Genomic DNA, 20,022 nt, shown 5'->3' on the forward strand with positions numbered 1-20,022 from the left:
TTAAACACAAACGTATATGAGACATTTTTTAGCTTTGGTACTAATTTCATTGATTTGCTTTACAGGCGTTTCTTTTGGCCAGGTCCATGTTAGCGGGGATCTAAAGAAACTCGGCAATTCGCAGGTAATTATCCAATACTATGAAGGGGAAGTTTCCAAAACTGTTACTGTAAAAGTTAAGGAAGGGAAATTTATCTGGGAAGCACCGGTAACTGAAGCGCAGAAGGTCATGATGATTTTTCCGGGAAGGGCCACCTGGATCTTTGTAGAGCCAGGCAGGATGACCATAACCGGGAGCAGGGATTCTCTGGAAACGCTTAGGGTTACAGGTTCTAAAACAAATGATGAGGCCTTGGTCTACGCACAACTATTGAAACCTTTGGCGGAAGAAGAAAAACCACTTTTCCCAAAATATGGTAAGTTAGAAGGAGCTGCTGAATTGGAGTTAGAAGCGAAAGTTGCTGACCTCATCAGGAGAAAATATGAGCTGGCCTGTAGTCATGTTGCCAGTCACAGGCAAAGTGCGTTCAGTTTAAGCTTAGTTAGTGAATATTCAAGATTGGGCACCTTTGAAGAGGTAAACAGGATGTTTGAACTGTTGAGTAAAAAGATGAAATCAACTTCAGAAGGTAAACGTATTGCTGAACGGCTGCTGATTCTGAAGCGCAGTGCTATAGGTGAAAAGATGTTGGCTTTTACGCAAAACGACGACAAAGGTAAGCCTATAAGTCTTTCGGATTTTAAGGGTAAGTATGTATTGATTGATTTCTGGGCCAGTTGGTGCGCACCCTGCCGTACCGAAATCCCTAATATCATCAGGGCCTATAACGAGTACAAAAACTATAATTTCAAAGTGTTGAGTATTTCATTGGATGATAGTGATGCCAGGTGGAAAGAAGCTATAGTAGATATGAAAATGCCCTGGGCACAAGTGTGCGATTTAAAAGCCTGGAAGGGAGAATTACCGGTTTATTACGGATTGAAAGGTATTCCAAGTTCTTTATTGATTGACCCGAATGGAAATATTGTGGCCAGGGATTTAAGGGGCATACTGCTGGACAAAAAACTTAAGGAATTATTAGTGACTAAAAACTAAAGATGATGATGAAAAATGCAATGATCATGCTGCTGGCTGCATTACCTTTTGCGGCTTTAGCTCAACAACAATACACCATTAATGGCACAATGGGTAACGTGAAATTGCCTGCTACGGCTTATGTGGTTTATCAGGAATCCGGGAAGATGCAATTTGACTCTGCTACTGTGCAGGCTAATGGTAAGTTCAGCATCAAAGGTAAGGTATCTGTACCGATGAAAGGATATATGATGGTTGCCCGAAACGGAGAACGGTTGTTTTCCAGGCCAAGTGCTGATCAGATCGGTGTTTATTTAGAAGAGGGCACAATATCTTTTTCTTCTCCGGATGGTTCGATGTTGAAGGGGAAAATTGGTGGTACGCCATTAAATAAGGATCAGCAAGAAATGCTGAGCATGATGGCCTCAAAAAATACGACTGAGGAAATGTTTATAAAAAATCATCCAAAGTCACTGGTCAGCCTGGATGTTTTACGTGGCTTATTTACAAAGGAAAGGGATGCGGAAAAGGCCAATACATTGTTTAGTAGCTTAAATCCTGAACTTAAAGCTTCCAAAGCGGGGCAGTCTTTTATGTCTTTAATCGGTAAGGCCAGGGCGTTTGCTATAGGAGATCAGGCTCCTGATTTCACCTTAAAGAATGTAAAAGGGGAAGATGTGAGTCTGGCTTCTTTTAAAGGTAAATATGTGCTGATCGATTTTTGGGCCAGCTGGTGTGTTCCATGCAGGCAGGAAAACCCCAATGTGGTTAAAGCTTTTGAAAAGTTCAAAGACAAGAAATTTACCGTACTTGGTGTATCTCTGGATGGTGGGGAAGATGGCAAAAAGAATTGGGTAAATGCCATAGCAAAAGATGGCTTGGCCTGGGCGCATGTTTCTGATCTTCGTGGTTGGGGGAGCTACGTTGCCCAGCTTTATCATGTAAAGGCTATTCCTGCCAACTTTCTGCTAGACCCAACAGGAAAAATTATCGGAAAAGATTTACGAGGTGAAGATCTGCAAGCGAAACTGGCAGAGATACTTAAGTAGTATTAATTCCTTATTTAGATTTGGCGGCAGTGTAAACTGCTGCCAAATTATGGGTGGTTCAGGAATACATTGCTCAAGTGTATAGGATAGTTTTTTAGATCTTTGTCAGGGTCGCCATTCTTAAAAATGTCGAAACTGTTATAGTCTGTAACAACTTCCACTCCGCAAAAACGATAATTGCTGGTAATCTGAACAAAAAAGTCAGCTGTGCTAAGGCCACGGAATAAGATCTGGGAGGCATCAGCAAATGCGGCTTCAGGAGCATTCCATGTTGCGCATACCATGAACTTTTTGCCTTGTAAATGGCCACCGGTTCCGTATTGCCGCGATGGATCGGATTTGGTCCTTCCGTCGTCTGTGAGGAATTTTTTGCTTTGTAGCCCACTGTTAAATACTTCGTCTACATATTTTTTATAGATCCAGGGTGCGCCAAACCAATTAATTGGTGTCTGCAATATGATAATCTCTGCTTGTAAATGTTTTTCTACTTCCTCTTCTGCCTTGTATCCCTCCTCTACCTTAGTTTCGAGCACATGGTACCCCTTGTTAGTGAAGAAGTCCTTCGCAATTTGATGAAATGCATCATTTAGTGTGCCTTCTGACCAATTGGGATACTTAAGATGTGTATTGATTAAGAGGACTTTTTTATTGTTTTCCATTTTTATTAATGTTGCTATAAATTTCTCATTCACCTCGTTCATTAACGCTGGTGTGTGGTATTTATCAGTTTATTTGATGATTTTCTTTAGGTGCGCAGGGTATTTTTCCAAATCTTCCTTGATCTGCGTGTTGTGAAAGATGTCGAAACAATTGTAACCTTCCAGAATTTCGTACCCTGAAAACCGGTAATTGGTTGTGATGTTGTAAAATACATCTGCCGGACCCTTACCCTGGTAGAGGTATTGTGAAGGATCATTGAAATCTTTTTCTGCTGCGTTCCAGGTTGCACATATCATAAACTTTTTTCCTTTCATGTTTCCGCCTGTACCGTATTGTTTGCTGGGGTCGCCGGCAACACGTCCATCTCCAGAAAGTAACTTTTTGCTTTGAAGGCCGCTATTAAAAACCTCGTCAACATATTTTTTATAGATCCATGGTGTACTGATCCAATTGACCGGTGTTTGCAAAATAACCAGGTCTGCCTGTAAATGCTTTTCAACTTCTTCAGCTGCATCATAACCTGCTTCTACTTTAGTCTCAATGACCTTGTATCCCTGTTCAATAAAAAATTTTCTAGCCAGGTCAACAAATGATTTATTAAGTTTTCCTTCAGACCAGCCAGGATAAGTAAGGTGGGTATTGATAATGAGTACAGTTTTTGTTTCATCGTTTCTGTTGTAAACGAAGTTGTTAGCTTGATTTTTGAGATTAGCAATAGGTTCTCCAGCATGAACAAAGGCCAGGGGGGCAATTGTTAGTGCGGCACCTGCCAGGAATGTTTTAGTCACGAAGGCCCGCCGGCTTACATCAGGATTTTTAATACCAGATGATGTGGGTTTATTTTTTTGATTTTCCATGTTAATCTGTATTGCGTAAGTAATTAATTGCAATACAAAATTATGGTAGAAACGGGGCGCAATGTTAAAGACTTTCAAACATATTGTTAATGTATTCAAACAGTATGTTGTTGTATTTGAGCGATACTTCGATTTTTGTTAAGGTATATAAATCATGCCTTGTTGGCCAACGTCGCTTACAGCATTACGCAATTTCCCCTCGTAACGCAGTAGGCGTTTTGCCAGTTTGTTTTTTAAAGAAGTTGTTAAAATAAGTAGGGTATTCATAGCCCAGGCTGTGGGAAATTTCGGAAACATTCCAGTCTGTGTTCATGATCAAAGCTTTTGCTTCACCTATGATGCGCTCGTTCAAATGTTCTGTGGTTGTTTTTCCGGTCGACTCACGAACCGCACGGTTCAAATGATTTACGTGAACGGAAAGTCTGTCGGCATATTGATTTGGGCTCCTAAGTTCCAGTGGCCTTTGCATATCCACGGGGAATTGCCGGTCTAAAAGTTCCATGAAAAGTGAAGCAATCCTCATAGAAGCATTGTGTGGTTCGAAGTGGTCGGTCATTGGCTGCATTTTCAGCGCCTCGTGCATCAGTACGTTTAAGTGATTGCGCAGCAAGTCATATTTGTGGACGTATTCGGAATGAAATTCCTTATGCATGTTCTTAAATATTTGTAGAATATAATGCACCTGATCAGGATCAATATAATACACCGGATCTGCCCCTAGTCGAAAAAGAGGTGAATGCTCTAGCGCATGGTCTGAATTGGTAACCTGCAGGAAATCTTCCGTGAACAGCACAAAGTATCCTTTCTGCTCTTCTGAGATAGGCTCCCATGAATATGGAATAAGTGGAGTGGTGAAAAGGAGTGCAGGTTTATCGATCATAATGGCTTTGTTTGCGTATTCCAATTTACTGCTGCCAAACAAAAGAGTGATTTTATAAAAATCTCTTCTGTTATACGGGACAGGCTTAGCCCTGAAATCGTCACATTCATAAATGTTAAACTGGCTTCCCACATTAGGCAGTCTGTTTCCAAAAATATCCTGCTGAGAGTACGGTTTCGACGTCTTTGAATTTTTCACCTTTAATTTTTTTCACTTTACAATTATACCAGATGGTTGAATATAGTAAAAGTCGCACTAATTTTGATTATAATATTAAGCTATTCAAACAATAAGCTAATAAAATCAAGCAATTGCTGGGTTTCGATAGAAGTGGTTTGGTGTTTTAAATTTCCCCTCCAATTATTTCTATTCTATGGTCGGTGCTTCCAAATCTGATGAATACGATCAGCTTTTATGGTATCGTGATTAGCTTTATCTTACTCCTAAATTTCCTTAAAAGAATTTTTACGACTATATTTAATCCCAAAAAATTGACTTAACTCATAATTCATGCCCGAAAAAACTACTTGCGAACTCCGGATTTCCCGGCATTTAGTTTGTGATTTGTTGAAAGTGACCCCAGAACAAGCTGATGCTTTTTTCGAAAAAAAATCTGTTACCCAATACCACGACTTAATTGTCAATGAATGTGCCCGCGTTAATGATGCGCTGGCCCATATGGCAAGTGTAAGTTCCTCTAATTTGCAAATGAAGGAACATACCCACACCCATCAGCAGGTTGCCAGGCTGCTTCTGGATAAAATTGAATGCTATTTGGAAAGCCAGGGAGAGAAACTCCCGGAGAAAAGGATAATTAGGGTTTGCAGGGTATTGATAGAAGAACTTGGCCAGGTCTATAAATTTATAAAATCTACCCGATCTAAGTATTTTGACACCACGCTACCGGTGCCTCGTGTTTATGCTAAAAGATATATATGTCAGTTACAGCAACAGGTATTATATTTAGCAGGCTGCATGGCTAAGCAGGGTATAGAGCAGCCTTTACAGCAATTGATTTTACGGGATATGAACGCCTTTTGTTCAGCCGCCTCTTGTAGTTATGAAGAGCTGGCATACAGGGAAAAGTTGTTGACAAGTTTAATAGCTGTTTTTGGGGATGCCGCCATAAAAAGAAATTTATTGGACGTTGGTAACTGGAACATGGACCTGGCTCTTGCTATGTTTTACATGAATTACAATTGCAGGGGATTTGTAGAGCATTGCTGGGCATACATCTACAACGATGTACAGGAAATCCCTGATTTGACAGAAAAAGAAAGATGTTTAATGCAGCATAAGAATGCTGTAGAACAAATGGATGTTTGTTCTGCACAAGAGCATCGCCCCTCGATTAAAGAAAAACTACTGAGAAAGATTACAACGGAACTGAACAACCTTGCTGCGAGAAGAAGTCCAACAGAAAAGCAATTCCTTTCTTTAGAAATCAATAAGGCTGTGTTTAAGCGAAATTCGGGTATTTACGCTTTGACGCCCAGGGAAGCTGAAATTGCCTTGCACATAGGGCATAGAAAAACGGATAAACAAATAGCGAAACAACTTGGCGTGGCTGATGATACATTGAGAACGCACATCAGAAATATTTACGAAAAACTAAATGTGCATAATAGGGTAGAAATGATTTATGTTTTAAATCAGGACGCAATTGTATTGTAGGGGCATCTAAACATTTTACGTATTGGTGGGAATTTTTTTAATCCCGATTTTGGTTTTAGACTAATAAAATCAACTAAAATGAACCAAAACAATGAAAATGAATTTCTAAGTAAACTGAATGAAATGCTGGCTATGCAGCAGGAACTGCAAATGATGATGGCCGCCATAGCAGGGCATCTGCCTTTGCTGGACATTACTTTAATTAATCAAGCATGGCTGAATAGAGAAGAAGTCATCGCCGCTAAATTTTGGACAGAACGTAAGTTTTACCGCGAACAAAAAGCGAATAAAGAAAAATGGAAGCGTAAAAAAGAGGGACATACCTGGTATTATCTTCAATCTTCTTTGTAAGCGGTTTTTGAAACTGACAAATTTGATCCTGAAACTGACAGAAACAAGCCTGAAACTGACAAATTACCGACATAATGATCTGTACTATAGTTAGTTATGTTTTTGCGCTGTATGTTTGTAGTGTTGAACAAGGGCTGGTAATGGTGCCAGCCTTAACCCTTCAACCTTATCTATTTGGGTATACAAGACAAAGGTGCCTTTGACGGTTTCAGGAACAAAACCGCCAAATTGATTGGAATGAAAATCAATGGCCAAAACGTGATTACGGGTTTGCACAACCCTTCAAATGTGCCTTTTACACCTTCACAGCTGGAACAGCAAATGGTGTTTAAGTTGGTGCAGTCTTTTGTTAGAAAAGTGACTGCGGTAATGCGCCTGGGTTACCAGAGCCATAAACAGAAAAGAAGCGCTTACAATGAAGCGATGTCTTATCACCTTAAAAATTTAGTGACAGGCTCATACCCTGACTTAGCGATTGATCCTGAAATGGCGATCTTTAGTCGGGGTATTTTGAACCCATCTACTGGTACTTCTGTAGAGGCCTTGACTGGTCACGTGGTGAAATTCACTTGGGCTAGCCCGGAAGCTTCTGGGGACGCGCCAACAGACAATGCCACCCTCATTGTGTACAACGAGCAGTTGGAGCGCTTTGTAGTGGGGCTGAATGCGGCAGCACGAACCGCCCTGTCGTTTGAGTTTCACTTGCCTTCTGCCTTTATTGGTAAAATAGTGCATTGTTACATCTTCTTTGCCAGTGCGGATAAGAAGAACGTGAGTGACAGTGAGTATTTGGGTGTAGTGACGGTGATTTAAGTTTGAAAAAGTAGCGATCTCATTTGAGTCTGCATTTGTCAGGCCTTCGGCAGACAACGCCAGGCCTCAACTGAGACGCTACTTTTTCTTGATGTTGAACCAGGCATAGCGCATAGGTTGCAACTTTAGAAAAAGAGCCGATATGGTGCCGATTCCGGTACCAATTAAACATAATTTAAAATTTATAGAGATGAAGATATTGAATTTAAAAAGACCGTTTTTGACGGTGTGGCGGATGCCGAAGCTGCCGGAAGTATGGTTGGTTTTGGGTTTGCTGGTATTGATTTGGCCATTGGCACAAAGAATAGTTTTAGGAGATGATGACATGGCGGGAGGTTTAGATCCTAATATTTATCTGTGTATTTTACTAAGTGTAATTTGCTTTTTTGGTTTGTTGGGATTGTGCTGGTGGTTATTGGCTTGCTTTTGGGCTGCTTTTGGATTACCGACACTGAAAAGTTTAGTGGTAAATTTTAAAACTATGGAAATATGGGTACAGTTAAGCTTCTATTTTTTGTCCTTTGCCTTGCTGTTGCTGGCAGCCGTAGGGTGCCTGATCGCAATTTGTTGATCAGCATTGCCCAAAAAGAGGTTGGCGTACGTGAATTGACTGGCCATAATGACGGGAAACGTGTGGAGGAATACCTACGCGCGGTAGCTTTAAAAAGAGGAAATCCCTGGTGTGCGGCCTGGATCACCTGGCTATTTAAACAAGCTGGTTATGAGGCACCACGAACGGGCTGGTCGCCAGACCTCTTCCCCGCTAAACGCTGTAAAAAAGAAGGAAAGCCCGGAGATGTGATTGGCATTTACTTTTCGTCATTGGGGAGGATAGCGCATTGTGGCCTGATTGAAAAGCTACACAACGATTGGGTTTTTTCGATCGAGGGCAATACAAACCCGGCCGGAAGCCGGGAAGGAGATGGCGTATACCGGAGAACAAGGCATAAAAGAGGCATTAGAAAAATTGCAGATTGGACAGTTGATAACATGATAAAATGAGGAAAAGATATTGGAGCTTGATGATGTATGGTACGATCGTCCTGATGGCGGCCTGTAGTTCCCTGAAAAATAAAACCAGGTCAGAAACGGAATCGAGGAACGCTGCGAAATATGCTACTGAAAGTAAAACTGATAAAAAATGGCAGGAAAGCAAGACTGTAAAAAGCTTGTTTTTAAAACAGGATTCAGCAGACATGGCCTTTACAGTGGAAATTTGGCCAATTGGTTCTTTTGATTTTTCGCCTCAAAAAGGTTTTGCAGGGACGGCACAAAAAATCACTTATCGCGGCAGGGCTTCGCAGCTTTCCAATACCTTTTTGAATCAGAAGATGGAAAGTAGCGCAGAGGCTAAAGAAAAAATGGAGTTGAAAGCTACTTCCGAGCGGGTTACTGTAGATAAGCAGCTGGATAAGACTTTGGAGGTAAAGCGCAGTGCAAATTTGAAATGGTACGTGCTTGCGGCTTTATTGCTGATTGTAATGTTTGTTGTTTATAGAATTTTTAAAATAATACGATGAACCCAACCTGTAAATATACTACCAAAACCATTAACTACGCCATTGTAAATCTTGTAGACTGGATGACGGCAACTTATGCAGCATGTGCCTGGAGCTTAGCCTTAAAAAAGGAATTGGCTTATTTAAAGGCTTATACCAGTCCGGTTACTATGCATAACATCACTTATGATGAGCTGGACATTTTGGATGAGCTGGAGGACGACCATGTAAATATGCTTTTAGACATTATTTATATTACGCATGAATATCTGGAAACTTTGTTGTTGCTGTATGCTGTAGACAGGGAAGCAGCTTATGTGGATGATGAAGCTATCGATTTGGCGAGTAAACTGCTCAGTGAATTTATGCCTTCGGAGGAAATAGGGGAAGAATCGATGGAGGACGTTTATTTTCTGGTGCCATGCACCATAAACTTGTGGTATGTGGTGGCAATTGTAGTGATGGAGGGCGGTTATGACTTTGTAAATGATAAAAGAGGGCACGATTTTCTGAATGATTACTTTGGATGTAAGTATGATGAATTTCAAAAGCAATTTGATAAAGACGATAAAAAGGTAGAACTATTGGTTTCGTTAATTGATAACATTACAGACCTATTGTTGAACTAAGATTGTAGCCCGGAGGAATGATTTTTGATTTGCTATACTAATCCTCGAAGTATAATAGATTAGTTTGTGGTGAATTTAGGAGGCTTACCTTAAATGGTTTGAGAACCTGATGGGGCGCAATTCAAAATTTCTACAGAATTCAATCCGACGTTTGAGCGCAAAGATTAAACATGCTCAAGCGTACCTTTACTGGCAGGTATTACGTCCTGGTTTCATTTATTATATTTTTTATTTTAACGTCGTTCCTGATCAGAACGGCGTTATTAGTATTTTCTTTATCAAAAACTGATTTTACGGCAAGCGGCATACTCAGGATCTTTTTCCTGGGGTTAGATTATGATATCGGAGTGGCTTTGTTTTTAACTTCTTTATACAATTTGTACCTGCTGTTTATGCCGAATAGCTGGATAAATTCCACTGCCAATAAGTTGATAACCTATTCCGGATTGGTTCTCGTTTTACTGATTTCTTTCTTTTCCTTTTTTGCCGAGCTTACCTTTTGGCAGGAATTTGAGAGCAGGTTTAATTTCATTGCGGTCGATTACCTCATTTATACTTATGAAGTTGTAAACAACATCAATGAGTCTTATCCATTACCCTTACTTATTGGTGGTGTTATAGTGCTGGTGTTGCTGGTGATGTGGCTGTTTAGTAAAACCGGAATATTTCAAAAATCCTTTAGTTCTCCGGCCCCTTTTAAAATCAGGGCTTTGATTTCCGGGCTTTTGTTCTTTGCAACAATTTCTTACTCAGTTATGCTTCCAAATTCTTATGCAGAATCAAGCACCAACCGTTATCAAAACGAACTTTCCAAAGCCGGTATTTACGCCTTCTTTGCTGCTTTTAAAAACAACGAACTGAATTATAATGATTTCTATGCCTTGCTGCCCGAAGGAGAGGCCTATAGGTTAATCAGAGCAGAACTTAAAGAGCCGCAAAGCGAGTTTCTTAAGGGAGGAAGGTCAATTAGAAGAAGCATTAAAGGTAAAGGGAAATTATATAAGCCTAATGTGATCATGATTACTGTAGAAAGCTTGAGTGCTGATTTTATGGCACATTTTGGTAACAGGGAGCATTTAATGCCGGTATTGGATTCATTAGCTGACCAAAACTTACTGTTTACAAATATGTATGCCACTGGAACCCGTACCGTTAGGGGAATGGAAGCCCTGACATTGTCACTTCCGCCTACACCGGGGAGCAGTATTGTAAGGCGACAGTACAATCAGAATCTAACTACCGTTGGACATCTATTTGAGAAGGAAGGGTATACCAGATCATTTTACTATGGTGGAGATGGTTATTTCGACAATATGAATGAATACTTTGGCAGCAATGGCTTTAACATTACAGACCGTGGCCGGAACCTAAAGATCAATGACAGTTACTTAACCAAAAGGACGCTTATCCCTGACGCTAAGGTACATTTTGAAAATGCCTGGGGCATCAGTGACGGGGATTTGTTTGAAGCGGTGGTAGAGGGAGCCGACAAAGATAGCCGGAGCGGAAGGCCTTTTTACGATTTTGTGATGACCACCTCTAATCACAGGCCTTTTACTTTTCCGGAGGGCAAGATTGATTTGAAACCGGGTTGCCGGGAGGCTGCCGTATGTTATACAGACTATGCCATTGGAAAATTTATTCATGAAATTCAGCAGAAACCATGGTATAAAAATACAGTAGTTATTATTGTTGCCGACCATTGTGCTGAAAGTGCGGGTAAAAATGAAGTCCAGATCAGTAAATATCATATTCCCTGCATTGTCTTAAACCTGCCGCAAAAAAACAAGGCAAGAGTGGAGAAGATGTGCTCCCAAATTGATCTTTATCCAACGCTGTTTGGCCTCCTGGGCTGGAGTTATGAAAGCAACTTGTACGGTAAAAATGTACTTGAGCCAACATTTGAGCCCAGGGCCATTTTAGGGACCTACCAAAAGCTTGCTTATCTTAAAAATGATAGCCTGGTTATCCTGGGCCCTCAGCAGAAAGTGGAAACCTTTTTGTATGATAAATTGAAGGATACTGAAAAACCAGATAAGTTATCCAAAATGGTGGTTCAGCAAGCCATGGCCAACTACCAGACGGCTTATGATCTTTTTAAAAGCGGTGGTTTGCATCAGTAGCAGCAATACAAATTTCATGTCTGCTGCTCAATTCAAATTTTCTACAAGATTGCCCTTTTTCTTTGATCCTATTAAGCATTTGTCTTTATTGTTTTGGATCAATTATGAAACGTTTTAGTTTTTTTTTAGCACTATGCCTTCCCGCAGTAGTTTTTGCACAGGAGGTAAAACCTTTAAATACGGATACCGCTACTAAAAGTGGATCAATGATCTTGCGTAGTCAAAATCTCCCCGCATTTAAATCATTTATTGTTCCGGGGGTTTTAATTGGATATGGCTTGCTATCGCTGGGGAACAATCCCATCCGCAGCCTTGATTATAGTACAAGAGCGGAGTTGCAGGAGGATCATCCCCGCTTTGCAATGCACCTGGACAACTATCTGCAATATAGTCCCGGAATTGCATTTTATGGTTTGAACCTATTGGGTGTAAAAAGTAAACATAGTGTTGCAGATGGAACGGCGTTGTTCTTGTTATCTGAGGCCATCATGACGGGCTCTGTGTTTGCAGTAAAAAAATTGGCAGACAGGGCTCGTCCTGATGGTGCGGATAACTTTTCGTTTCCTTCGGGACATACTGCGAATGCCTTCGCCGCCGCTGAATTTTTAAACCAGGAATACCGGGACGTCTCCCCCTGGATAGGATATGCAGGATATACCGTAGCTACGGCTACCGGTGCATTGCGCATGTACAATAATAAACATTGGTTCAGTGATGTGGTGGCCGGGGCGGGATTTGGTATCGCTTCAACTAAACTGGCCTATCTGCTGTATCCACACCTTAAAAAACTAGTGATTGGCAAAGCAGATATAAAATACTCGATGGTTCCAATGTATCAGCACAAAACCGCTGGCATCTTATTTAGGGGTGCTTTTTGACTTGATTGTTGGTAAGGCTACTGCTTTATTGATATAGAAAATAAAACAGAGGATAAACAAATATTTAGTTAATTTAGGTAATGAAAATTTTGATCATAGAAGATGAGCCGGAATTGGCGGATGGAATGGTTAGTTACCTCTCTGGTCAAAACTATCTTTGTGAGTTGGCCATTGATTACGAGCAGGCCCTTGAAAAAATTCATTCCCATCAGTATGATTGCATTTTACTTGATTTAATGCTTCCAGGGGGCAGCGGGATGGACATACTGGACGAGTTGAAGCTGCAGAAAAAAGAGGACGGGGTAATTATCATCTCGGCAAAAAATTCGCTTGAAGACAGGATAAACGGTTTAAAGCTAGGGGCAGACGATTACATAGCAAAACCTTTCCACCTATCGGAACTTTCTGCCAGGATCTTTTCTGTAATTAGAAGAAGGAATTTTGCAAATGCTAACACCATACAACAGGGCGAACTGACCGTAGACCTGCTGGCCAAAACGGTTGCTGTAAGGAATACTCCGGTTGTGCTTACCAAAAAGGAATTTGAAATGCTGATATTTTTTATTGGCAACAAGAACAAAGTAATCTCAAAAAGCGCATTGGCAGAACACCTTTCTGGTGATCTGGCCGACATGCTGGACAACCATGATTTTATTTATGCGCATGTTAAAAACCTCAAAAAGAAACTTGCAGAGGCAGGTTGCGAAAATTACCTTAAGACATTATATGGTAACGGCTATAAATGGGAAGTATGAGCAAATTACTGGATAAGCCATTGAAAGCATTTGTAACTTATGCATTAGTTGTCTTGCTTTGCAGTATACCTGTATATTTTTTGATCATTGACTGGATATGGGTACATGAAATCAATAAACATAATCAAATTGTGGCCGATTCTACAAAGAAGAATCTTTTATCCTTGCAGTCTAATGGTGCCATGCTTAAATCTGCAATTAAACTTTGGAATAGCCTGCAGCCTGCAGCTAAAATTCAGGAAGTAAAGACGCTAAAAAACGACAGTACTTATAGTACTTATAGAAAAGATAGGTCCGCATCTTACAAGGGATATGATCGTTTTGAGGGGCTGGTGACGTATTTCCGTATCAATGGTAAAGCATACCGCCTAACTGTAGAATCAAATGTGGAAGAGAGTTACGAAACCATCATAGCCATAACCGCAATCACGATCTTGTTCTTTATTATTCTATTGGTTGGTTTTATTAAGTTAAATAAAAGGATATCATTAAAACTCTGGAAGCCATTCTATATGACCCTGGCAAAGGTTAAAGATTTCGATTTAACAGCGAATAAAGAAATTGAGTTTGAAAAAAGCAATGTCCTGGAATTTGAAGAGCTGAATTTAAGTATCAATAAATTTATTGACAATAGCGTTGCCACTTTTAGACAGCAGAAGGAATTTACGGAGAATGCATCACATGAGCTCCAAACGCCATTGGCCATTATTCAATCTAAGCTGGATCTGTTGCTTCAGGATGAATCCATCACCACCAGGCAATCGCAAATTATTGAGGAAACGAACAATGCGCTTTCACGAGTGTCACGCATAAATAAAAATTTGTTGTTGCTGGCCAAGATTGAAAATCAGCAATTTTTAGAAGAGGAACCACTAAATATCTCTGAGCTGCTTAAAGAGATTCTTCATTCGCTGATGGATCTTCTTGGTGAAAAGAGGGTGTTAAGTCAACTTGATAAAGCCTGTTTTGTAAACGGAAATGCCATATTAATTGAAATTATGCTCACCAATTTGCTGATGAATGCCTGGAGGCATACTGATGGGGAAGCAGAGATTTTTATTTCAATTTCTGGAGCAGAATTAATTGTTGCGAATACAGGAAGTCATGCCCTGGATGCTGAGAAACTTTTTAGAAGATTCAGTACTTCATCAACACATACACCGGGCAGCGGACTTGGACTTTCTATTGTAAAAGAAATCTGTAAAAGGTATGGATGGGAAATTCGGTATGGGTTTTTGGAAGAGATGCATAGGTTTACTGTTCGGTTTTAATTATTAAGCGTTTTTTTTAAACTTCTGCCTAAATCAATTTTATTATATAAAATTGATTTACAGTGTTGTGATAAATATTAGATGAAGTTATGGATGTTCAAATCGGCCTGTTTTTTTATTTAACGGTATTTTATAAAGAATTAAATCTACACTACCACCAACATCGCTTTCACTTTCGGTAATACCATGAGAGGGATGCCCTTCCGTATCGGACATTAAAGGCATAATGTGACTGATAATTTCGTGCATGGCCTTTTGTAGCTCTTTACGATTGGTAATTTCCTGATAGGTTCCCCAGGCGATTACACTTTGCCATTTTACCAAACTTTCTATAATATCAACCTGAAAGCAGACTTCAGGATTATTACGGAGCATTTGTATCTTTTTACCAATAGCCGAGTGACCGTATATGCAACCGTCTCTGTAAACATAGTTTATGGGTACAACATAGGTAATTCCATGGGCATGACAGCCAAGTCTTCCTGTAGCTTGCTGCTTTAGCAAGTCTTCTATTTGATTTTCATTAAGTTCTCCTAACATGATTTGAAAATTTAAGTTTAACTACTATTTGTCTGTAAAGGCTGTTGGAAATATCAATACTGATACCTGCTGGTTGGTAGTAACCTCTTTTGTCTCACTATGCCCAAATAAACGTGAAATTATGTTATGATGGCCACGGGTCATGGCCAACATTGCTGCGCCGGTTTCCTCGCAGTAATCCTGCAATCGCTGTCCCACATGCTTGCCATAGATTTGTGTATAGGAAACTCTGCTTTGCTGCAGTCCGTCAAGATATTTCCGGAAGGCCACTTCTGCTTCAATTTCTGCATAAGTATATTCGGATTGTGGAACGTGTACAACTTCTATTTGGACATCCAAAAATTGAGATATATCTATTAAAAAAAGCAGTGCTGTGATATCGGACGCATTAAAGTTAGTGGCAAAAATTATTTTTTTTAAGTCAATTAGCTCAGCTTTCTCCGGGATTACCAGAATGGGTTTATCAAAATCCCTTAAAACAGCAGCCGTTTGACTTCCCGAAAGCAAATGATCAATCGCCCTTCCTGATCTGCCTCCCATGACTACAAAACTGATGTCCCATTTCTCAGCTAAAGTTTCTAAATTATTTTCAAGCCTGCCTTCGTTAATTTGATAGTTGATTTTTGGAAAGTAATCTGAGTCTTTACCGTTAATGGACTCAAGTATTTTAACCTCCTTCTTTAATTTTTCAATGCTTTCATTAAAAAGTATTTCCGTTATTTCTGTGGCATATGCGCCATAGTTATAGTCGGGCAGAAGAGGTACAAAGGGCACAGAATGGTATAACAATAAATCGATATTTAATTTTTCGCAGAGCCTAACGGCCATAAGTGCAGCATGAGCCGAATTTGCTGTGAAATCGCTGAGGACAAGTAATTGTTTCATTTTGTTTTATTTTTTAGATGGAGATAGAATTTTAAAAGCTCAAACCAAATAACTGATAAAAAGCCTGTAAAAACACTAATCATCAGATTGGAGAAATGCAAAGATTCAAATTCAAAAAAAATAGTAATGGGTTTTGCGTAGAGTAATAGTCCGGTAAGGGTGATTGTGATGGAAATGATCCATAAAATAAGGTTGTTTTGATAGCGTAGGGTGGAGAGTATAGAATAATAAAATGATCGGTTTACGAGTGTCAAAAACACATTTGCTGAGATTAGTGACGTAAATACCATACTTCGAGTGGTATATTCATTAAACCCATGACCTACGGCATACCTGTATATAAAAATCATTCCAGCAGTGATCATTAGCCCCTGGACAATGCTTACGGAAAGTTCTTTCCAATTGAAAAATGTAGTGCTTAAAGGCCGTGGTTTTTGCAGCATGCTATTTTCTTCCATGGGTTCATTTTCATAAATTATAGAGCAGGTTGGGCCCATAATCAACTCTAAGAAAATGACATGTACCGGTGAAAATATATTGGGATAAATCCATCCCAAAATTAGCGGAATAAACACGGTTAGGATAATTGGGATATGGATAGATATGATATATCTGATGGCCTTTTTAAGATTGCCGTAAATCTTTCTGCCTGCGGCGATGGCATCTGTCATTTTGGACAGATCGTCAGCGATCAAAATTAAGGAGGCAGCATTTTTTGCGATTTCAGTACCTTTTTTGCCCATAGCAATACCGATGTGGGCCGCTTTTAGGGCAGGTCCGTCATTTATGCCATCGCCAGTCATGGCTACAACTTGATGGTTTGCTTTTAAGGCATTAATGAGTTTTAATTTTGCCTCTGGAAACATTCTGGTGAACAGGTTTACTTCCATACAGCGTCCTTTCAGTTCGGTATCACTTAGTTTCATCACTGCTTCACCGTCCAGTTGCTGATTGCTCTTAAATCCTATTTGATTGGCTATGGCCATAGTAGTAGCAGCATTATCCCCAGTTACAATCTTCACCTCGATTCCTGCCGCATAGAAGTCCTGAAGCACAGCGGTAATGTTTTCCTTTGGCGGATCGTAAAAAGCAACGAGCCCTATAAAGGTAAAACTGAGTTCTTGTTGGTGTTCTGGAAATTTATCATCAGTGATGTTGGACTGGCCCACGCCCAATAACCTATAGCCATCCGAAGCAATCTGTTCGATCATTTTTTCAATCTTTTGCCGCTCTGATTTTTTTAATGTTGATGCATTGAGTAAGGCTTCTGGAGCACCTTTAGCGGCTGCAATATAATTACCCGATTCATTTTTGAAAATGTGTGTCATCATGGGTGGCATTCCCGACAGTGGGTATTCATGGGCCATTTGATAAAAAGGCCGTTCATCCTTTACTGCTATATTTGCGTAAGCCTCATGTAAAGCGACCTCCATCGGATCAAATGGAATGGGCTCACTTGCCCACATGGCTAAATTTATAAGTTCTTTTTCTTTTTTATCAAATAATGGGCTCTTTGCCGACGTAATCCTATTCAAAGAAGGGACATACAGCTTTGCCAGGGTCATATTATTTTCTGTAAGGGTTCCTGTTTTGTCTGTACAGATCACTGTAGCGCTGCCTAAAGTTTCTACGGTTTTCATCTGTTTAAATATAATGCCAGTTTTCATTAAACGCCATGCACCCAAGGCCATAAAGGTGGTGAAGGCTACAGGGATCTCTTCTGGTAAGATACTTATGGCCAATGTTAGTGCTTTGATTAAACTGTCAGGAAAGTTTTGAGAACGGTAGTAATTGATGCCCCATACAACTATAAAAAATGCCAGGCCTACGTAAACCATGCTTTTAACAAAGTTATTCATCTGTTTTTCCAGCTGTGTTTTTTCCTCTGGAATTGTATCTATGCTTCTACCTATCTCTCCTAGTTTGGTTTTAATTCCAATGCTCGTTACCCTTGCTATGGCAAGTCCGCTGGTTACTGTTGTACCTGTGTATACAAAATTATTCTTCGAGGTTTCATCTTTAAAAACAGGCAAAGATTCGCCGGTTAGGACAGCTTCATTAACAGAGAAATCATTGGCCTGAAAAATGATGCCATCTGCAGGGATAAGGATACCTTCTTCAGCAATTATATAGTCCCCAACCACAATTTCTGCTGTGCTTATCTGCCCGGTATTTCCATTCCTTATCACCTTACATTTAGGATTGGTAAGCAATTTCAGCTTTTTTAGGGCATTTTTGCTCCTTGCACTTTGATATAAAGAGATTGTGGATATTAACAAAACAGCACCGAGTAAAAATAATCCATCGCCGGTTTTTCCACTAATTAAATAAATGCTGGAGGCTGCAAGTAATAAGATGACCATTGGCTCCTTTAGTAAAGCACTGATCAATCTTAAAGTCGCATTTTCATTTTTGTAAACGATAATGTTACTGCCGTTGTTTTTTCTGGATTCAGTAACTTCAGCCGTTGACAGTCCTTTTAAATTGTAATTGTTCTTTTTCATAACTATTCATGACATGATAAAAGGAGATGGTAGGTCTATTGATTTATATCAGGCCTTTTGATTACGATAGGCTTTTTTGTAACAGGTTTTTTTGTTAAATTGTAGAGTGCCATTTCCAATGCATCGTCTTGGTTATAGATGTCATCATAAACCATGAGGAGTCCATCCTGCATTTCACAAGTCAGATAGTTTATATTTAATGGTACGGGATCTTTTAAGTAGAACTGTTTAGGCTTATAATTTGCTATTGCAGTATTCATTGAATAAAGCTCATTTTCTGAATTGTCATACTTTAATAGTAGAGTGGCTAGCTTTTCAGCATCTTGCACACGAATACAGCCCTGGCTCAATGCACGTATCTTTTTATTAAAAAGTTGTTTTTCAGGGGTGTCGTGTAAGTATACATTGTACTGATTTGGAAACCGGAATGCAATTAAACCCAATGCATGATCACAACCAGGAGATTGCCTTGCAAAATAGTTGTCAGGATCGTTTTTAATTTTAATCAATTGAGCAAGGTTGGGGGATACATAATTTCCGTTTAGATTGTAAATGCTGAAGTGATTGTTTTCAAGGTAGCTTTTGTCTTTTATTGCCTTTGGCAACAGCTCTTTGATGAATATTCTCTTTGGAACGCTCCAATCTGGGGCAGTTTTAAAATAGGTAATTACACTTTGTATGGTAGGTGTAGGGTTCCCAGGTCTTCCAACTACTGTTTTAAATACGTACGAGGAGTCTCCATGATGATAGGTTAAGGTATATGCAGGTATATTGATTTGGATATAATTTTTACCAGAAATATTTGCCCAGCGGAGCCGCTCCATATTAATTGCTATCTTTCTTACTTCTGCCTCCGGTACTTCATAGCAATCGTCCAGGTATTGTCCTTTTATAAGGGTCATGTAGCGCTGTAACAAAATATATTGTGTAGAAGTTGGCTGTACACCCAACACTGTAGCGATGAAATCTTTATCCTCCAGCGCATGAGCTAGGGTATTTTCGGCCTTAAAACTTTGTATATTTCCTGCATCTACTACTGTGTTTGTATATAGCGCATTTAGCTTTCCATAATGCAGATGGTTCATTAGCGTAATTACCGCATCGGTAAGCAAGACTTCAAATTCTATTTTTTTGCCCTCGCTGATTCGATCAGGCTGGTCAATAATTTGATGAAGCTTGTCATAAATAAGCACTTTTGGATGGTAGTCATCATGGCTCAAACCAAATTGAAGCACACAATCCAGCATTAACATTGCTTCCCATGTTTTTTTGATCTCTTTATCACGCCCGATCCAGATAGATTGATATGTCCGCTGCGCATAAAATCTTTTTACGGACATGGGGTAGTGCAATATACCCAGCGCTTTCTTGCTTATATAATCTTTAATTTGGATGTTTTGGCCGGTATCCTGCGTCTTTACGGGGGTATGTTGAAGGTTGAGGTTTCGGGTGGAGGATACGAAGGAGAAAAATGAAAGTGTGACTAAGCCGAGAATAACATAGCAAGATTTTTGGAACCAGATGATCTTTTGAATTGGAGAAACAGGTGTTTTCATGGTTCATTATTTTATGATCCTAA

General features: G+C 39.8%; 20 protein-coding genes. 12 read left to right on the plus strand and 8 right to left on the minus strand.

The window, feature by feature from the left end; genetic code table 11:
- The first annotated feature begins 16 nt into the window (after positions 1-16).
- Positions 17-1,096 carry a TlpA disulfide reductase family protein gene (locus LPB86_RS06195; protein WP_230641870.1) on the plus strand — a complete coding sequence of 360 codons (1,080 nt, stop codon included), beginning with the start codon at positions 17-19 and terminating at the stop codon, positions 1,094-1,096.
- A gap of 2 nt (positions 1,097-1,098) precedes the next feature.
- Positions 1,099-2,124: a TlpA disulfide reductase family protein gene (locus LPB86_RS06200; RefSeq protein WP_230641871.1), complete on the plus strand. Its 1,026-nt coding sequence runs from the start codon at positions 1,099-1,101 to the stop codon at positions 2,122-2,124.
- A 47-nt stretch (positions 2,125-2,171) separates the two neighbouring features.
- Here the strand turns inward: LPB86_RS06200 and LPB86_RS06205 are convergent, their stop codons facing one another.
- The 3 genes from LPB86_RS06205 to LPB86_RS06215 form a co-directional block, all read right to left on the minus strand.
- A complete protein-coding gene (locus LPB86_RS06205) occupies positions 2,172-2,783 on the minus strand; it encodes an NAD(P)H-dependent oxidoreductase (protein ID WP_230641872.1) in 612 nt (203 codons plus the stop codon).
- 69 nt (positions 2,784-2,852) lie between these two features.
- The gene (locus tag LPB86_RS06210) at positions 2,853-3,641 is read right to left on the minus strand and encodes an NAD(P)H-dependent oxidoreductase (RefSeq protein WP_230641873.1); all 789 of its coding nucleotides are present in this window, start codon (positions 3,639-3,641) and stop codon (positions 2,853-2,855) included.
- Between the two features lie 184 nt (positions 3,642-3,825).
- Positions 3,826-4,719, minus strand: a complete 894-nt coding sequence (locus LPB86_RS06215; protein ID WP_230641874.1) for a helix-turn-helix domain-containing protein — start codon at positions 4,717-4,719, stop codon at positions 3,826-3,828.
- A gap of 312 nt (positions 4,720-5,031) precedes the next feature.
- Here LPB86_RS06215 and LPB86_RS06220 point away from each other — a divergent pair, with 312 nt between their 5' ends.
- The 3 genes from LPB86_RS06220 to LPB86_RS06230 all read left to right on the plus strand — a co-directional run bounded on the left by LPB86_RS06220 (position 5,032) and on the right by LPB86_RS06230 (position 7,359).
- Positions 5,032-6,195 carry a response regulator transcription factor gene (locus LPB86_RS06220; RefSeq protein WP_230641875.1) on the plus strand — a complete coding sequence of 388 codons (1,164 nt, stop codon included), beginning with the start codon at positions 5,032-5,034 and terminating at the stop codon, positions 6,193-6,195.
- Between the two features lie 78 nt (positions 6,196-6,273).
- Positions 6,274-6,546: a hypothetical protein gene (locus LPB86_RS06225; protein WP_230641876.1), complete on the plus strand. Its 273-nt coding sequence runs from the start codon at positions 6,274-6,276 to the stop codon at positions 6,544-6,546.
- Positions 6,547-6,720: 174 nt separating this feature from the next.
- Positions 6,721-7,359, plus strand: a complete 639-nt coding sequence (locus LPB86_RS06230) for a DUF6266 family protein (protein ID WP_230641877.1) — start codon at positions 6,721-6,723, stop codon at positions 7,357-7,359.
- 78 nt (positions 7,360-7,437) lie between these two features.
- Here the strand turns inward: LPB86_RS06230 and LPB86_RS06235 are convergent, their stop codons facing one another.
- Positions 7,438-7,686, minus strand: coding sequence for a hypothetical protein (locus tag LPB86_RS06235; RefSeq protein WP_230641878.1), 249 nt, complete (start codon positions 7,684-7,686; stop codon positions 7,438-7,440).
- A gap of 162 nt (positions 7,687-7,848) precedes the next feature.
- On the opposite strand from LPB86_RS06235, the gene LPB86_RS06240 reads away from it, so the two are divergent.
- From LPB86_RS06240 to LPB86_RS06270, 7 genes are all read left to right on the plus strand, one after another.
- Positions 7,849-8,361 (plus strand): peptidoglycan-binding protein, encoded by a 513-nt coding sequence (locus tag LPB86_RS06240; RefSeq protein ID WP_230641879.1) that lies wholly within the window; start codon positions 7,849-7,851, stop codon positions 8,359-8,361.
- Positions 8,358-8,879 (plus strand): hypothetical protein, encoded by a 522-nt coding sequence (locus tag LPB86_RS06245; protein ID WP_230641880.1) that lies wholly within the window; start codon positions 8,358-8,360, stop codon positions 8,877-8,879. Before LPB86_RS06240 ends, LPB86_RS06245 begins: the two co-directional genes overlap by 4 nt.
- Positions 8,876-9,487: a hypothetical protein gene (locus tag LPB86_RS06250; protein WP_230641881.1), complete on the plus strand. Its 612-nt coding sequence runs from the start codon at positions 8,876-8,878 to the stop codon at positions 9,485-9,487. The genes LPB86_RS06245 and LPB86_RS06250 overlap by 4 nt, the downstream gene beginning before the upstream one ends.
- A 170-nt stretch (positions 9,488-9,657) precedes the next feature.
- Positions 9,658-11,610 (plus strand): LTA synthase family protein, encoded by a 1,953-nt coding sequence (locus LPB86_RS06255; protein ID WP_230641882.1) that lies wholly within the window; start codon positions 9,658-9,660, stop codon positions 11,608-11,610.
- A 104-nt stretch (positions 11,611-11,714) separates the two neighbouring features.
- Positions 11,715-12,488: a phosphatase PAP2 family protein gene (locus LPB86_RS06260; protein WP_230641883.1), complete on the plus strand. Its 774-nt coding sequence runs from the start codon at positions 11,715-11,717 to the stop codon at positions 12,486-12,488.
- Between the two features lie 80 nt (positions 12,489-12,568).
- The gene (locus tag LPB86_RS06265; protein ID WP_230641884.1) at positions 12,569-13,243 is read left to right on the plus strand and encodes a response regulator transcription factor; all 675 of its coding nucleotides are present in this window, start codon (positions 12,569-12,571) and stop codon (positions 13,241-13,243) included.
- Complete coding sequence (locus LPB86_RS06270) at positions 13,240-14,514, plus strand: HAMP domain-containing sensor histidine kinase (protein WP_230641885.1); 1,275 nt, start codon at positions 13,240-13,242, stop codon at positions 14,512-14,514. The genes LPB86_RS06265 and LPB86_RS06270 overlap by 4 nt, the downstream gene beginning before the upstream one ends.
- Before the next feature lie 87 nt (positions 14,515-14,601).
- Here LPB86_RS06270 and LPB86_RS06275 read toward each other — a convergent pair whose 3' ends face one another.
- The 4 genes from LPB86_RS06275 to LPB86_RS06290 are packed head-to-tail and all read right to left on the minus strand — an operon-like array spanning position 14,602 to position 19,999.
- Positions 14,602-15,054: a pyridoxamine 5'-phosphate oxidase family protein gene (locus LPB86_RS06275; RefSeq protein WP_230641886.1), complete on the minus strand. Its 453-nt coding sequence runs from the start codon at positions 15,052-15,054 to the stop codon at positions 14,602-14,604.
- A gap of 24 nt (positions 15,055-15,078) precedes the next feature.
- Complete coding sequence (locus LPB86_RS06280; RefSeq protein ID WP_230641887.1) at positions 15,079-15,939, minus strand: universal stress protein; 861 nt, start codon at positions 15,937-15,939, stop codon at positions 15,079-15,081.
- Entirely contained in the window at positions 15,936-18,443 is a 2,508-nt protein-coding gene (locus LPB86_RS06285) for a cation-translocating P-type ATPase (RefSeq protein ID WP_230641888.1), read from the minus strand. The genes LPB86_RS06280 and LPB86_RS06285 overlap by 4 nt, the downstream gene beginning before the upstream one ends.
- A gap of 35 nt (positions 18,444-18,478) precedes the next feature.
- Complete coding sequence (locus LPB86_RS06290; RefSeq protein WP_230641889.1) at positions 18,479-19,999, minus strand: L,D-transpeptidase family protein; 1,521 nt, start codon at positions 19,997-19,999, stop codon at positions 18,479-18,481.
- Positions 20,000-20,022 lie beyond the last annotated feature (23 nt).

This window comes from Pedobacter sp. MC2016-14 (assembly GCF_020991475.1).
Classification (GTDB): domain Bacteria; phylum Bacteroidota; class Bacteroidia; order Sphingobacteriales; family Sphingobacteriaceae; genus Pedobacter.

Excerpts from the sequence above, each read along its gene's own strand:
- LPB86_RS06195 (WP_230641870.1), top strand. The coding sequence starts at position 17 with ATGAGACATTTTTTAGCTTTGGTACTAATTTCATTGATTTGCTTTACA.
- LPB86_RS06200 (WP_230641871.1), top strand. The coding sequence starts at position 1,099 with ATGATGATGAAAAATGCAATGATCATGCTGCTGGCTGCATTACCTTTT.
- LPB86_RS06205 (WP_230641872.1), bottom strand. The coding sequence starts at position 2,783 with ATGGAAAACAATAAAAAAGTCCTCTTAATCAATACACATCTTAAGTAT.
- LPB86_RS06210 (WP_230641873.1), bottom strand. The coding sequence starts at position 3,641 with ATGGAAAATCAAAAAAATAAACCCACATCATCTGGTATTAAAAATCCT.
- LPB86_RS06220 (WP_230641875.1), top strand. The coding sequence starts at position 5,032 with ATGCCCGAAAAAACTACTTGCGAACTCCGGATTTCCCGGCATTTAGTT.
- LPB86_RS06225 (WP_230641876.1), top strand. The coding sequence starts at position 6,274 with ATGAACCAAAACAATGAAAATGAATTTCTAAGTAAACTGAATGAAATG.
- LPB86_RS06235 (WP_230641878.1), bottom strand. The coding sequence starts at position 7,686 with ATGTCATCATCTCCTAAAACTATTCTTTGTGCCAATGGCCAAATCAAT.
- LPB86_RS06240 (WP_230641879.1), top strand. The coding sequence starts at position 7,849 with ATGGGTACAGTTAAGCTTCTATTTTTTGTCCTTTGCCTTGCTGTTGCT.
- LPB86_RS06245 (WP_230641880.1), top strand. The coding sequence starts at position 8,358 with ATGAGGAAAAGATATTGGAGCTTGATGATGTATGGTACGATCGTCCTG.
- LPB86_RS06250 (WP_230641881.1), top strand. The coding sequence starts at position 8,876 with ATGAACCCAACCTGTAAATATACTACCAAAACCATTAACTACGCCATT.
- LPB86_RS06255 (WP_230641882.1), top strand. The coding sequence starts at position 9,658 with ATGCTCAAGCGTACCTTTACTGGCAGGTATTACGTCCTGGTTTCATTT.
- LPB86_RS06260 (WP_230641883.1), top strand. The coding sequence starts at position 11,715 with ATGAAACGTTTTAGTTTTTTTTTAGCACTATGCCTTCCCGCAGTAGTT.
- LPB86_RS06265 (WP_230641884.1), top strand. The coding sequence starts at position 12,569 with ATGAAAATTTTGATCATAGAAGATGAGCCGGAATTGGCGGATGGAATG.
- LPB86_RS06270 (WP_230641885.1), top strand. The coding sequence starts at position 13,240 with ATGAGCAAATTACTGGATAAGCCATTGAAAGCATTTGTAACTTATGCA.
- LPB86_RS06275 (WP_230641886.1), bottom strand. The coding sequence starts at position 15,054 with ATGTTAGGAGAACTTAATGAAAATCAAATAGAAGACTTGCTAAAGCAG.
- LPB86_RS06280 (WP_230641887.1), bottom strand. The coding sequence starts at position 15,939 with ATGAAACAATTACTTGTCCTCAGCGATTTCACAGCAAATTCGGCTCAT.
- LPB86_RS06285 (WP_230641888.1), bottom strand. The coding sequence starts at position 18,443 with ATGAAAAAGAACAATTACAATTTAAAAGGACTGTCAACGGCTGAAGTT.
- LPB86_RS06290 (WP_230641889.1), bottom strand. The coding sequence starts at position 19,999 with ATGAAAACACCTGTTTCTCCAATTCAAAAGATCATCTGGTTCCAAAAA.